The organism is Mariluticola halotolerans, assembly GCF_021611515.1.
GTDB classification, from domain to species: domain Bacteria; phylum Pseudomonadota; class Alphaproteobacteria; order Rhizobiales; family Devosiaceae; genus Mariluticola; species Mariluticola halotolerans.
The window spans coordinates 311,629-326,283 of the sequence record NZ_CP090960.1 but is presented as its reverse complement, the minus strand read 5'-3'; the positions used below and the strand labels follow the sequence as shown (position 1 = coordinate 326,283).

Sequence of the window (14,655 nt, the reverse complement as noted above, 5' to 3'; positions counted from 1 at the left end):
AGTTATTCCTCAAAGCGGAATGGGAGGGAGCGGGCGGCCCAGTATCACCTCAAAGGTGAACCAGACACCCAGCGGCACAACGCCGATGCTCAATGCCAGCCAGCCCAGCCGGCGCTCCAGCATCAAGGCACAAACCGCCCCGGCCAAAAGAACGGCGCTGGGCAAATAGCCAATGCGCGGCATCAACAACAGAGACACAAAAACAAATAATGCCAGACCCAGCAGCCGTATGAATTCATACCAGCCATTGATCTCGGTTGTTGCCGTCCGCACCATCACAATCTGGGCAACGCCAAGAATTACAAAAAGCCACGCCGCAATGGTGGGGAACAACGAAGGGTTTACTGGCCCGGCCATCGACGTGACGTGGTTCGGGATAAGCACCGTTAGCAAGAAGCCGCCAAGCAGTATGGCGGCTCCTCCAATTAAACGTTCTGAAAACATCGTTCTGGGTTTACCTTGTCTTGCAGCTATTCAGCCTTCAGATAAGCCTTGTAGAAGGCCGCACTCTTGGCAATCACTTCGGTGGTGCCGGCCGCACCAAGATTCATCGGCTCGTTTTCGAGACGCTGCATGAGCTCGGCATAAACTTCAGAATTGACCGCCTCATCAAGCGCATTCTCAAGGCATGTGAGAACCGGTTGCTCAGCGCCCTTCGGCACCATGAATATGGTCTGGCCTTCAATCGTGGCATCAAGCCCCAGCTCAACCAAAGTCGGAGAGTCAGGGGCATAGGGCACCCGGCTTCCGGTTAGCGAGGCAAGCTGGTTCATTGCGCCCGCCTTGATCTGCTGGACGTGTTGGGTGCCCTGGGTTGTAGCGTCTACATGCCCACCAAGCGCGCTCTGCAGAGCATCTGCGGCCCCTTTGCTCGGAACGGCAATCAGGTTGACGCCGTAGTGATCTGCCAGTTGCTCGACAAGAATTTCCTGGCTTTTTCCGCCGGTCGAAACCGTCGCACTGCCGTTCTCACGGGCGAACTCAATGAACTCCTCCAAGGTGGAGTACGGCCGGTCCGTCAGAGAAACCAGGCCATAATTGATCTGCATCGCCGTACCGAGATAATCGAACGTCTCGTGCGTATAGGGCGAGTCATCGCTTTGGTAAGGGTTGAGCGCAACCGTTCCGGTTGCACCGACACCAATCGTATAACCGTCAGATGGAAGCGTCATCAGGGTTGCGGACATCACACCGCCCCCCGCGCCTGGCCGGTTGTCAACAACCACCGTCCAGCCCTGTTGCTGCTCAAGCGCCGCTGCGATAGCGCGTGCAATCGCATCACTGCCGCCCCCGGCACCATAGCCAACATGAAACTGGATAGGTTTGGTTGGAAAATCAGCCGGGCAATCAGCCGCCAAAATGGCGGTCGGTGCAGCAGAAAGCATAAGAGCAATCAGGCCAACGCTCGTCGTTTTGTATACGCAGTTCATATATCCCTCCCTCGGGGTCCCGGAATTTGTAGAAGCCGGACACAGGTCCGACCGGTTCCTTTGACCATGGCTGACGTGGGTATCAACCGCCTCACTTAAAACGAAACAAAACTCGGACCTATTCCGCCAGTCGAAATGGCAGTGCCGCAAATTAAGCCAGCACCCCTCAATAAGTCTATGTAAGGAAAAACCATCCTGAAAGCGGCTTAAAACTTTTTAATCGCTTCGCTCTGCACTCGATTTTCTGGACGACAACCTTGGAAAATCAGTTCGCAAAGGATTTGCATTCAAACCAGAGACCTCAAGGCGGAAACTGTCAATGAAATCGCCCAAAGCTGCCAATGTACCCGATGTAACTGCCTTCATTTCCGAACTCTTCAGCGCCGCAGGGCTCGCCACTGATGCCGCCCACCGCGTAGCCGGGGCGCTGGTCGAAGCAGACATCTCCGGACGGGTCTCCCATGGAATCCTGCAGGCAGATGGCTATCTTGAAAGACTGGTCAATGGAACAATGTCGACCGCCTCCCACCCCAAGATTATCAGCGAAAGCGGCGGTGTGGTTGTCCTCGATGCGGCAGACATGGAAGGACACCTGATGGCCGAAGAGGCGATGAAAATCGCCGTCGCCAAAGCGCGGGAATTCGGCATTTCAGCCGTCTCCGTCAGGCGGGGATATCATTGTGGCGTGGCGGGGCGTTATGTCAGGATGGCCGCAGAACAGGGTTGTGCCGCGCTGGCAATGTGCAATTCGAAACCCGTCATGTCAGCACCAGGCGGCGCAGAACGCCTCGTCGGCACCAATCCCGTTGCAATCGGCTTCCCGGTAAAAGATGACACACCAGTCGTCTTCGATATGGCCACAACCGAAGGCACTATCGGGGCCATCCGCCAAAAGCTCGCCTCAGGACAACCATTGCCTGACAACTGGGCACTCGACGCCATGGGCAACCCAACGACCGACCCGGCGACCGCCTTGGCCGGATTTCTTCTGCCGACCGGAGGCGCAAAAGGGTTTGGTCTGTCTTTCGTCATCGATCTCTTGTCAGGTGCATTGGCTTCGGGCGGATGGGGACCAACCCTTGGTGAAATGAAGGGGGAAAAGCCCTATAACGCCTCACTCCTGTTTCTCGCTCTCGACATTCGCCATTTCCGGCCGATTGATGCGTTTCTCGAAGATGCACGCGCTGGTGTTGAACGCATACGCCAGTCAAAAAAGGCCGAGGGAACCGATCGGCTTTTTGTGCCCGGCGAACGCAGCGCCGAAATGATCGCAACCAACAACGGAAAAATGACCATAGCCCTGCCGGTAGCCGAAGCGCTTGGTGCCCGCGCTGTCCAACTGAAGGTTGCGTTACCTGCGTTCCTGCGCTGAGACTTTCCACCAGCCTACCTGTTCCACTAAGCGGAACTGCCTCAAACAAGCCTGTTGTCTTTCTGCTCCCACCCTAAATTGACACGCACACGTCGGGGAGCGGCATCAAGCGGGGAGTTCGGGCATGGACAAACACAAAAAATATACAGAATTACGCTCGGCACGCTGGCTGGCCAAGGACGATTTTCGCTCCTTCATGCATCGCTCACGTGCAATGCAAATGGGCTATGGCCCCAAGGATTGGGAAGGCAAACCCGTCATCGCCATCATCAACACCTGGTCAGACACCCAGCAATGCCACATGCATTTCAAGGACCGGGTGGAATGGGTGAAACGAGGCGTGCTGCAGACTGGTGGATTACCGCTCGAGATCCCCGCAATGTCGCTCTCAGAGGTTTTCATCAAACCCTCCTCCATGCTGTATCGCAACATGGCCGCCATGGAGGTTGAAGAAGCGCTGCGTTCACAACCCGTGGATGGTGCAGTGCTGATGGGCGGCTGTGACAAGACCACCCCGGCATTGACCATGGGCGCCATATCGGTGGGACTTCCCTTTATCTATCTGCCTGCGGGCCCAATGCTGCGCGGAAATTACGCTGGCAAACCGCTTGGCTCAGGCACTGATGCCTACAAATACTGGGATGAGAAACGCGCAGGCAATGTTTCAAAAGAGCAGTGGCTTGGCATTGAAGCCGGCATTGCACGGTCTGATGGCCATTGCATGACCTTTGGCACAGCGGCAACAATGACGGCGGTTGCGGAAAGCCTGGGGCTTTGTCTGCCCGGGGCCTCGTCAATCCCCGCCCCCGACACCAGCCATCAGCGAATGAGCGCAGAGTGCGGGCGTCGTATTGTGGACATGGTATGGGAAGATCTGACGCCTGACAAAATCATCACCAAGGCAGCTGTAGAGAATGCGATAACGGTCGCAATGGCAACCGGCGGATCAACCAATGCGCTGATCCACATTATTGCAATGGCACGCCGCGCAGATATCTTCGTCGATCTCGATGAGATTGATAAGATCGGGCGCACGACCCCCGTCATCGCCAATGTCCGCCCCTCGGGCAAAGACTACCTGATGGAAGATTTCTACTACGCGGGTGGCCTGCGGGCGCTCATGGTGCAATTAGGCGAAAAACTGGATGTGTCGACACTGACAGTTACCGGCAAAACGCTTGGCGAAGGTTTGGCCGGGGCGACCGTCTACAATGAAGACGTCATAAGGCCACTCTCAAACCCGGTCTACAAGGAAGGGTCACTGGCCGTCCTGAAAGGCAACCTCGCGCCAACCGGCGCAGTTATCAAGCCCGCCGCATGCGACCCCGGATTTCATGTCCATGCAGGGCCGGCGCTGGTCGCCAATTCCTATCCGGAACTCAAGTCCATCATTGATGATCCGGATTACCCGATGACCCCGGATACAGTTCTGGTTCTGCGCAATGCAGGACCGCAAGGCGGTCCCGGCATGCCCGAATGGGGCATGATCCCCATGCCACGCGCCCTGCTCAAAAAGGGTCACCGCGATATGGTGCGCTTAAGCGATGCGCGCATGTCAGGGACCTCCTATGGCGCCTGCATCCTGCATGTCTCGCCCGAAGCATTTATCGGTGGACCTTTGGCCCTGATAGAAAATGGCGACATTATCGAGTTGGACGTCCCCAACCGGTCACTCAACGTCAGAATATCCGACGCGGAAATGGCGCGCCGCAAAGCTGCCTGGATTGCCCCCACCTCCAAATATGAACGCGGTTACGTACACATGTTCAGCAAACATGTTGAACAGGCCGACAAGGGTTGCGACTTTGATTTTTTACGGTCGGACTATGGTGGCCCAACGCCGGAACCGGACATCTTCTGATACCGGCCACGGCTGAGGTTCAGCCGTGGGTCTTCCAATTTCATCTCACTGCCGTGCTTCGCTAACCAGCGCCGTAGAGCCAGCTGCTCTCACCCTCGTGAAATCTCCTCAACGCCTCAGGCCGGTCGTCTCCCAGTAATTCGTGGCTCAGATCAAACCCTCTTCTGTCCTGCAGATAGGCAAGAAAGCGATAGGTAGGCCGGTATTTGGCCAAAAGATTCCAATCGATAGGCAAGTCTTTTGATGGGTCGAGCGCACGCATGACATCACGCTCAAAAATCACCTCGAAAGTAAGCAGCCGCCAGACATCATCGCGGCGTTCGACACGGGACTGATACCGGCAGAAGATCTGATAATCGACCTCCACGCCCTCAAGTTCAATACGATTGAAAATCAGGCCGGGGCTTTCAACAAGCGCCTTGTCACCATTCACCTGCACCAACCCTGGAAAGACCCAGTGTTTACTGCCGGGTACTCTTTTGAGCATTTCCTGGGTCGCGGGAATGTAATCCACGCCATTGCCATTGAACCAGCTGGTGCGAATATGGGCATCGGGGTGGAAACACGCCGCCATGATCTCCCAATGCCCCTGATCGCGCGCAAAACGTTCCTTGCGCACCAGATCACAAATCTCCTCGCGGTCAAGCATTGCGGCAAGACGGGTCTCGGACGTGGACGGCATTACAGTCTCTCCTCAAATTCTTACTCCACGCAAAGACCTCGGATAGGTCCACACTGTCAATTTCGTCCCAAACCTGTTCCGCCTGTCAAAATAGGAAACATCGCGCCTTCAAATGCCAAATGATCCGGCGGCAAATATCTGTTCAGATCACAAGAGGAGGAAATATTTTGATCAGGAGACCGTGCCCACCGCCATGTCCGGAACCCAGCCGGCCAAATTTGGCCCTGCCTGCAAACGCATGCGACAGCCATTGTCATATAATGGGGCCTGCAGCGCTTTTCCCCTACAGCGCGCAACGGGCCTACGACCCGCCCGAGGCGCCTATAGAAAAGCTGTTGGCCCTGCACCGGCACCTGGGCATTTCCCGCGGGGTGATCGTGCAGGCCAGTTGTCACGGCTTCGACAACAGCGCCATGATTGATGCGCTCAAAACCTATCCTGACAGGCTAAGGGGTGTCGCACTCCTCCCGCCCGACTGTACTATTGAGCAGATTGAAGAGCTTCATGCTGTAGGCGTGCGTGGCGTACGTTTCAATTTCATGTCCCGCATCCAGAAAGCCCCGTCACTTGAGGCAATCAATGGCATACTGGAACGGATAGCCCCTTTCGGCTGGCATGCCGTCCTGCATTTTGATCCTGAACAAATTCCCCAACTCAAAAATTGGATCGCCGACCTGCCCTTGCCCCACGTGATCGATCACATGGGCCGTCTCAATGGCAGTGACTATGGCGGCAAATATTTTGACGAGTTTTGCACGATGCTGCAGGGCAAGAGCACGTGGATGAAAATATCCGGTGCCGAGCGCGGCTCAGAAACCGGCCCGCCTTTTGCTGACATGATCCCGATCGCCCGCAAATTCGTCGAAATCGCCCCCGATAGGACCTTGTGGGGCATAGATTGGCCGCATCCTGTTTTGACGCGGCCAATGCCTGATGATGGTCATCTGGTCGACCTGTTGGGCGAAATGGTGCCCGACGAGACAACCCGAAAGGCAATTCTCGTCGACAACCCTGCCCGCCTTTACGGGTTTTAGCGGCCGTCGGGGTCACACCCCATAGGCACCGCCATCGCTCACGGGAGAGCGATGGCGGCCTGCGCACGCCGGTTTTGCATCCATGCAATTCCCAGCGTGGGCACAATCAATACAAGGCCGACCAGCAGGAGATGGAAATCGCTCCATCCCGGAATAGCCTCACCCGGCAAGGCAATAAGCACCGCCCCGGCAAGAACCGGAAACCGGAAAAGGGTTCCTCTGGCATTCTGACCGAAAATCGGGCCGATACCTGCCACATATCCCTGAATGGCGCTGGCGAAAATAAACACCCCGAAAATCGCTAGCGTCACGGATATCACGATATTCTGCCACTCCCCGACCAGGATGAGTGCCGGATCGAGAACAAAAAAGAACGGGATGAAATAGATCACAGATCCGATCTTCATCGATTCAAACCCGGTACGCATGGGTGGGGTATTGGCAATACTGGCTGCGGCGAAAGCCCCCAGCGCCACTGGCGGTGTAATGAAGCTCAGCATCCCCCAGTAGAAGATGAACAAGTGCACAGCCAAGGGATTGAGCCCAACCTGCACAAGAGCGGGTGCCAGCATGATCGCCAGGAAAATATAGCACGCTGTAGCCGTCATCCCCACACCCAGGATAAGGCTTGTAATCGCCCCCATGATGAGCAGCAGATAAGGCGAATTGCCCGCGATGAACAACAGGTCATTGACCAGCGTGCCAGCGAGACCGGTCATCGACAACCCGCCCACAATCATGCCGACGGCACCAAGCGTCGCGGTCAGCGTGGCAAAAAGGCGTGCCAGGCTGTCGAGGAAGGAATACACATGTTCCATGCCCCAGCGATTGGTCTTGGAGGCGATCTGGTTGATCACCAGAAGAACAACCGTCGCATAAAACGGTGCGAGCGACTCCCGGCGAAGCACCAGCAGCATGAACACCAGCAATACGATGGCAAAGATATGGTGCCAGCCTTCCTTCAGCGTTTGCATCAGGTCAGGCAACTCGTCATTGGGCAGGCCCTTCAATCCTTCCCGCGCGGCCCGCGCGTCGATCTGGATAAACAGACCAAAGAAATAAAGGAATGCAGGAACGGCCGCGGCGATGGCAATGGTCGCATAAGGCACTTGCAGAAAATGCGCCATGACAAAGGCCGCCGCCCCCATCACGGGCGGCATCAGCACCCCGCCGGTTGAGGCGCAGGTCTCGATCCCCGCAGCAGTCACGCCTTTCATGCCGGAACGCCGCATCGCGGGAATGGTCATCACCCCGGTGGTCATGACGTTTGTCACAACAGAGCCGCTGAGCGACCCCATCAGCCCGCTGGAAACAATAGCGACTTTCGCCGGTCCGCCACGCACATGACCAAGAAGCGCAAAGGCGAGATTGATAAAGAACCGCCCCGCCCCGGTATGTTCAAGCGCAGCCCCAAAAATGATGAAGCCGAACACCAGATTGGCAAACGCCTTGAGCGGGATACCCAGAATACTTTCCAGGCTCATGGCGTGATAGGCCGCCGCAAACTGAAACGGCGAGGAGAATGCGGAAATCGGTCCAGGCATCTTGTCCGCGAACAGCGGATATAAAGAGAAGAAGGCAACGATAGAGGCAAGAACGATCCCGCCCGTGCGTCGGCCAGCTTCTATAATCAGGCCCCACAAGATCGCGCCCATGACGATGGCCTCGATCGGGGGGAGCATTTCCCAGCCCAACAGGACGATTGGATAGGCGTTGTAGACAAAATAGCCAAGACACACAGCAGCAATGGCCGCCAGCATCCAATCGATCACTGTAGGTTTTGCCTCTGCTGTTTTCTCGCTAAGCGGAAACAGCAAAAAGACCATCGGTATCGCAAGCCCCAATATCCCGTACAGATACTGGTTCTCGATTATCGAGAAATTGAACTTGGAACTGAGATTGAACGATTGGTTGATGCCAAGAATGATCAGCGCAATCGTCGCAATCCGCGTTACCCAGCGGGCCGCGGTGCCGATGTTCCTGACGGGGAGAACTTCCCCGTCAGCAGTTGAAGATACTGTGTGCGTCATTTTTCCTACCGGAAGTAAACTGGAAGACCAGCCGCTTCGAGGGCTGCGGCGCGAACGTCCATCCACTCCTCGGCAAATCCGTCACCGCTCTTGCCATCCATCTGTTTCCAGGCTTCTGCAAGAACACCGGCCCGTTCAATCAACGCATCGTTGTGTGTCTGAAGCGCATCGGACCAAACCCCGGCTTCCTTGTAATAGCGAATTGCACCGGCGTCATAAGGAACAACCCAGTCGAACATCTGCTTGTCCGCCGCATATCCGACAGTGCCCGCGTCGGCCTTGGAATACACATCAACCTGGGCATCAAGCGCCTTTGTGAGGTTGTAGACCAAATCCTCGTCCGCATTATAGGTGATCAGGTCAGGATAAGGCACGCCTGCACATTCAACCGGGCCGGTAAATCCGGCACCGAGCGTGCCCACGCGTTTGGAAAAATGCGGGTTCACTTCGCGCAAACGATCCCAGCCTTCCTGGTCCTCGTGAGGAAAGGAGAGCCATTTGAGACCACGGGCACTCGCAGCGGCCTGCTCAACAACACCACTGGTGGTCACACCAGTCATGGCATCAATCTGATCATTGATCATTGCGGTCCATGCCTGGGCATAGCCGGGCAATTCGACCAGTTCAACGTCGTCCGTCGTAAGGCCGGCAAATGCCAGGAAGGCACGCACATTCGCCTGCAATGAGCCTGAGCTCACAACCCAGCCTACCCGCTTGCCCTTTACATCGGCAGGTGTCTCAATGCCTGAGTCCGCAGCCACGCCGAGACTGACACAGTTATCTGCGCCAGCAAGATTAAGAGCACGCAGATTTTGCGGCCCCCATTCTGCGCTGGCATAGGCTTGAACACCCTCGAATGCAAAGAACACATCGCTTCCCGCCAGAGAGAAAGGAACACGCCCATCGCGAACAGGTGCGATGCGCGCCTGATCATTGCTGACGGCAATAACGCGCAAGGATGTACCATAGGCATCCTGCAAGGCCTTGCCGACCGCGATCGACTGGTTATAGCCCGTCCCGCCCACGTCAAAACTGGTCCAGGTAAGGGTGTCGGGTAATTTAACATCATCAGCAGCAAATGCCGACGTAGCCATCATCGCTGCAATTGAGAAAGTCTTGAGTGCATGCTTCATGGATTGTCCTCCCGCGTCTCCGCGTCTTTTACAGTTCAGTGACCCGTTTTCTGCGCATATTCCCGCCGTTCCGGGCTTCCACAAAACCCAACCACTCCCTAAGCCTGATCGGAAGCCAATCTTAACATGCATTTCGTCTGACGGAATATTTTCGGCGCCGACTGCGTGACGTCGAACTTAAGCCTCGGCAATGGGGACCCAACCATGAGAATGGCCAAGTGCCGCTATCATCATCACAAATCGGGTTTTGTATAAATGCCTTGCGTCACGCGACCGCCTGCGCCCGCAAGCACGATGCGCACATTATCATGGCAAAGGCGCTCGGGATAAAAATTTGAACCGGTCAGCGCGCCCTCCCCTGCAAAACAAGTTCAGCCCCGCAACGCTAATGCGCTGCAGGGCTTTGGGGAGGAACAGGGTGTTTTTCTTAAATCGGACGCACGGTTTCCCGGCGTCGCTTTCGCACGATCTGGGTAACGCTATAAACCAGCAATAATACCGCCCCGAGCAAAAGCACCCCGGATATCGGGCGCGTCAGAAAGACGCTCCAGTCGCCCTTGGAGAACATCAATGCGCGCCGGAGATTGGTCTCAAAGATCGTGCCCAGCACAAAGCCGAGGACCATCGGCCCAAGCGGAAACCCATACCGTTCAAGCACATACCCGACACCGCCAAATCCGAGCATCAACCAAACCTCAAACAACCGGTATTGCGAGACATAAACGCCCACCACCATCAACAGTGCCAGAACGGGCATAAGGTAATGACGCGGGATCAGCAGTACGCGCGGGAACATCTTGATCGTGGCGAGTTGCAACACAAGGAGCGCAATCGTCGCCAGAAGAAACGCTGCGTAAATTGTCGCAATAATGCCCGGCTCGTTGCGAAACAGCAGTGGTCCGGGTTGCAGACCGTGCACGGTGAACCCCCCGATAAGAATGGCAGTGACGCCATCCCCGGGAATACCCAGCGTCAGCAAAGGCAATAGCGCCCCGCCAACCGACGCATTGTTTGCGCTTTCCGCCGAGTAAATGCCCTCGACGCTGCCCTTGCCGAACGCTTCGGGATCTTTTGACGCGGAACGGGCCGCACCATAAGCCACAAGGTTGGCAGCCGATCCGCCAATGCCTGGCAACACGCCGATACCAATACCAATGGCCGATGAGCGGATCATATTTCCGATATTGCCAATAAACTCGGATACCTTGATCCCCGCCCCACCAAGATTGAGACGCGACTTCACCCGCAAACTCGGTTCGGTGAATTCACGCAGAAGCTGGGAAATCGCAAAAAGGCCAACCATGAACGGAATAATACTGACACCTGCCAGGAGGTCGACACTGCCAAAACTGAAACGTTGGGCGGACCCGATGGGCGCAAAACCAATGGTCGAGATCGAAAGTCCAAGCACCGCAGCAATTAATCCCTTCACCAGATTGGATTCGGACAACACGACAACCAGCATCAGTGCAGCGATCGTTAGTGAGGTATATTCGGCAGCGCCAAACTGAATGGCATAGCGGGCAATGATCGGTGCGAACGCCACCAGAACAGCCAAGCCCAGCAAGCCGCCCACAGCACTGGCGACCATCCCGGTGGCCAGCGCTTTGATGGCTTCACCCTTTTGCGCCAGCGGATAACCGTCAAAAGTCGTCGCGATCGATGAAGGTGTACCCGGAATACGCAGCAATGTTGCCGCAACCAGCCCGCCGGATACCCCACCGATATAGGTCGCCACAAGCATGGCAATACCCGCGTCCGGCTTCATCGCAAAAGTCACAGGCAACAGGATGGCCAACGCCATGGTCGCACTCAGGCCGGGCAACGCTCCGAACACAACACCAACGGTGACACCGAGCGCCATGAGGATAAGAATTTGCGGCTCTAGAAGATGGACGACACTGCCCAGGAATAATTCAAACACGGCGAGCCCCTATCCAATCAATACGCCAGGCACCGAAAGGCCCAACAGAGTGTTCAATACATAACCGAGAGCCAGAACAACGCCGGCCCCTACGAGAATTTTCCTCACGATTTGACGCACTGAAAATTCATCAAGCAGGATCATCGTTATGCATACAAAAAGAAAAGACGAGACCGTAAAACCTGCGCGCTCAAAGCTCACAATGTAAAGTAACAACGCCAACCCGATGCACACCCGACGCCACATGACGGGCGGCGCAACAACCTCGTTTGGCCCCTCGGAGATATCACTGGACAGGCCCCTGATGGCATCTGCCCGCCCTTCGGCAAGCACAGCCCTTTTTCGGAAAGCCAGTATCAGCCCCAACAGGGCGAGAAATGCGCCAAGAGCCGTCGGCAGCATCGCCGGTCCCGGATCACCCGAGCCGGGGAAGTTTGAGACAATGCGTTGGGAGGCAAAAAAAACAGCCGTCCCAAGACAGACGAATACCAGTCCCAGAAATTTGTCCGATGTCACCTGAATCTCTCCCGGTATAAAGACGGGGCGCCAACCGGCGCCCCACCATAATACAGAAACCTACTTACCCAGCAGACCCGCAATCATCGACTGCTCTTTCTCCAGGAAAGCAGCAGCCTCTGCCGGACCACGCAACGCGGGAGCCTGGCTTTGCTTCGCCAGCGCGGCTGCAAAATCGGGGTCATTGCGCATTTCAGCAATGGTTTTGTCGAATGCGGTCACAACTGCTTCGTCCACATCAATTGGCCCGTAGATTGTCATCACCAACGGGAGTGAAATATCAACCCCCTGCGAGACCGTCGTCGGGAATTCCGGTGCGAGCGGGTCCGGATTTTCATTAAGCAGTGCCAGAACCTTCATCTGACCATCAGCAACATATTGCTTGGCATTGGCGACGCTCATCGAAATGACTTCTACCTGGCCACCAAGCAATGTGGTGATGCGGTCGGACTCTGTGCCGGCATCAACGATGCGCATCTTGCCGCCCGCTGCCGCGTTAAGGGCCTCACCCTTGACCTGGGTTGTACCACCAAGCTGGGAACCCACGTTCAACTCGTCAGGATGTTCCTGCGCATAGGCAACCAGTTCGGCAATTGTGCTGAACGGCGCGTCGGCCCGCACAGCATAGACCTCGTTGATTTCCGAGGAAGTGGCAAGCGGCTTGAACGAATCCCAGGAAAATGGCGACTGTCCAAAAAGGTTCGCCGTATGCAACGCAGCGTGAAAAAAGAACAGGTCGCTGCCATCCTTGGCGCCGTTCACCACCGTCTGCGCGGCAACAACACCACCACCGGAAGCCTGATTGACGATCGCCACAGTCGCATCACTGTGTTTTTGAAAATACTCCGCAAACAAACGCGCGCCCGCATCGGTACCGCCACCAGGATTGGCGGGCACGAACAGACGTATCGTATCCACCGGGTAGTCGACTTGGGCCAAGGCCACCCCTGGCATTAACATGCCTGCCGAAATAACGCAGGCCTTCAAAAGTTTATGCATATTGCTCTCCTCCTTTAAGTCTCGGATTTCCCGACACAATTTCCTGCCATTTGGCAGATTCTCTATTTCACGTCCGTCTCGTTGAACGCCTGCAAATCCGGCTCCGGCTCAACATATTCATGTGCAAACTTGTCTATATTGAACACGGCCACCACGGTGTCTTCCTCAAGCGCGATGGGAGAATGCACCAATCCTTTTGGGATCATCGTGCCCTCAAGAGCTCCCATTTCCTGGGATTCCTCGCCTTCAACATCGATACGCAAGCGCCCCTTCAAGACGAGCCAGCCCTCATCACCATTTGTGTGGCGGTGCCAGGGAAAACGCCCCTCTACCCGCGCAATGCGCATGTTGTAAGCGCCATCAAGACGAAACATGTTGAAGTTGGTCCGCGGCGGGTGCCCGGCAAGCGTGTCTATTACATTGAAAGTGCGCAGGGCACCGAGGCCACGTTCCATTTCTTCACTCCATCAAAAAAGCTTATTGCGATACGTAATTGGCACCGTGTGCTGGCCGGTCCCATTCCACCAATGGTGCTTTCAAGGCTTCCAGCTTGTCTTGATCCAGCGTAAATCCGAGACCAGGCGCTGTCGGAATGATCAGACGTGTGCCCTCATATTTGAGTGTCTCGGTCACCACATCTTCCACGTAAAGCAAGGGCCCGACAGGGTCGCCAGCGTAATGGAGCTGTGGCACGACCGCGCCAAGATGAGCGTTTGCCGCGGTGCCGATGCTCAACTCCTGGGTGGTGCTGATCAGACATTTGAGGCCCGCCGCTTCGGCGAGATCAAACAACTTCTTGGCCTGGTACATGCCGCCCGACTGAATGGTGATATTGAAAACATCAACAGCGCCAGCACGGATCATGCGCATCGCCTGGGCAAGGCTGGATATATGCTCTGAAATATCCACCTCAACGCGTTTGCGGAGCTCTGCCATGCCCTCATAGTCTTCAGCCCAACAAGGGCTTTCCAGCAACTCGAAGCCATATTGCTTGAACCGGTCATAGATCCGCAGAGTCTCTTTCCAGTGATGATGACCCTGAAAATCCAGCGCCTTGAGCTGAACGGCGTCACCAAACCTGTCACGAAAGGCGATGAGAAACTTTTCGTCCTGCTCAAAGTCCACACCGACATAGTAGCGGAAGCGTGTCACCCCCTCGGCAACCAGTTCATCCATGTAGCCAAGATAACGTTCAGTGTCGGACTCTTTTTTGGCCTGAAACACCGGATAGGTGATCTCAAAGTCATCACGCTGTTTGCCACCCAGCAAGTTGTAGACGGGCGTCCCAAACGCCTTGCCGATGATGTCATAAAAGGCCATCTCGACACCCGCCGCGATCTGCGATGCCGGGGTGAACGGCGGATAGGTATTCGCGTAACGGAAATAGGACGGCATATAGGCCAGCAAACGCTCGTGTAGCGCCGCGATCTCGAAGGCATTTTGTCCCAGTGCAACTTTCTCGATACCAACACGGACCGCCTCGGGGTCCGGCATGTACATGCGGTAGCAATCCACATCCGAGATTTCACCAAGACCAACAATCCCGGCATCAGTGCTCAATTCCAGGATCATATGGGAGCTGACAGCACCCGTACGGCGGCGGGTCTGCAAAGTCGTCAGTTTGACGCCGGTGATACGGATGATGTCTTTGCCGTCAGCATATGTGTCGTTCAT

13 protein-coding genes are annotated in these 14,655 nt (G+C 55.8%); 3 read left to right on the top strand and 10 right to left on the bottom strand.

The features are described 5' to 3' along the window. Positions 1-9: 9 nt before the first annotated feature. Together L1P08_RS01620 and L1P08_RS01615 are read right to left on the bottom strand one after the other, a co-directional pair. Complete coding sequence (locus tag L1P08_RS01620) at positions 10-444, bottom strand: tripartite tricarboxylate transporter TctB family protein (protein WP_303618272.1); 435 nt, start codon at positions 442-444, stop codon at positions 10-12. Between the two features lie 26 nt (positions 445-470). Further along, positions 471-1,430 (bottom strand): tripartite tricarboxylate transporter substrate binding protein, encoded by a 960-nt coding sequence (locus L1P08_RS01615; protein WP_303618271.1) that lies wholly within the window; start codon positions 1,428-1,430, stop codon positions 471-473. A gap of 319 nt (positions 1,431-1,749) precedes the next feature. Between L1P08_RS01615 and L1P08_RS01610 the strand changes: the two genes are divergently transcribed. Further along, complete coding sequence (locus tag L1P08_RS01610) at positions 1,750-2,802, top strand: Ldh family oxidoreductase (protein WP_303618270.1); 1,053 nt, start codon at positions 1,750-1,752, stop codon at positions 2,800-2,802. A 124-nt stretch (positions 2,803-2,926) separates the two neighbouring features. Further along, positions 2,927-4,663 (top strand): L-arabinonate dehydratase, encoded by a 1,737-nt coding sequence (gene araD / locus L1P08_RS01605; protein WP_303618269.1) that lies wholly within the window; start codon positions 2,927-2,929, stop codon positions 4,661-4,663. 61 nt (positions 4,664-4,724) lie between these two features. Here araD and L1P08_RS01600 read toward each other — a convergent pair whose 3' ends face one another. Beyond that, positions 4,725-5,345, bottom strand: a complete 621-nt coding sequence (locus L1P08_RS01600; protein WP_303618268.1) for a nuclear transport factor 2 family protein — start codon at positions 5,343-5,345, stop codon at positions 4,725-4,727. 119 nt (positions 5,346-5,464) lie between these two features. On the opposite strand from L1P08_RS01600, the gene L1P08_RS01595 reads away from it, so the two are divergent. Then, a complete protein-coding gene (locus L1P08_RS01595; protein ID WP_368077118.1) occupies positions 5,465-6,379 on the top strand; it encodes an amidohydrolase family protein in 915 nt (304 codons plus the stop codon). A gap of 38 nt (positions 6,380-6,417) precedes the next feature. Here the strand turns inward: L1P08_RS01595 and L1P08_RS01590 are convergent, their stop codons facing one another. From L1P08_RS01590 to L1P08_RS01560, 7 genes are all read right to left on the bottom strand, one after another. After that, complete coding sequence (locus L1P08_RS01590) at positions 6,418-8,409, bottom strand: TRAP transporter permease (protein WP_303618267.1); 1,992 nt, start codon at positions 8,407-8,409, stop codon at positions 6,418-6,420. A 5-nt stretch (positions 8,410-8,414) separates the two neighbouring features. Continuing rightward, on the bottom strand, positions 8,415-9,542 hold the full coding sequence (locus L1P08_RS01585; RefSeq protein WP_303618266.1) for a TAXI family TRAP transporter solute-binding subunit: 1,128 nt from the start codon (positions 9,540-9,542) through the stop codon (positions 8,415-8,417). Positions 9,543-9,969: 427 nt separating this feature from the next. Continuing rightward, on the bottom strand, positions 9,970-11,466 hold the full coding sequence (locus L1P08_RS01580; RefSeq protein ID WP_303618265.1) for a tripartite tricarboxylate transporter permease: 1,497 nt from the start codon (positions 11,464-11,466) through the stop codon (positions 9,970-9,972). Between the two features lie 9 nt (positions 11,467-11,475). Beyond that, a complete protein-coding gene (locus L1P08_RS01575; protein WP_303618264.1) occupies positions 11,476-11,982 on the bottom strand; it encodes a tripartite tricarboxylate transporter TctB family protein in 507 nt (168 codons plus the stop codon). A gap of 60 nt (positions 11,983-12,042) precedes the next feature. After that, the gene (locus tag L1P08_RS01570; protein ID WP_303618263.1) at positions 12,043-13,020 is read right to left on the bottom strand and encodes a tripartite tricarboxylate transporter substrate binding protein; all 978 of its coding nucleotides are present in this window, start codon (positions 13,018-13,020) and stop codon (positions 12,043-12,045) included. A gap of 23 nt (positions 13,021-13,043) precedes the next feature. Continuing rightward, a complete protein-coding gene (locus L1P08_RS01565) occupies positions 13,044-13,436 on the bottom strand; it encodes a cupin domain-containing protein (RefSeq protein ID WP_303618262.1) in 393 nt (130 codons plus the stop codon). Between the two features lie 22 nt (positions 13,437-13,458). Next, entirely contained in the window at positions 13,459-14,655 is a 1,197-nt protein-coding gene (locus tag L1P08_RS01560) for a mandelate racemase/muconate lactonizing enzyme family protein (protein ID WP_303618261.1), read from the bottom strand.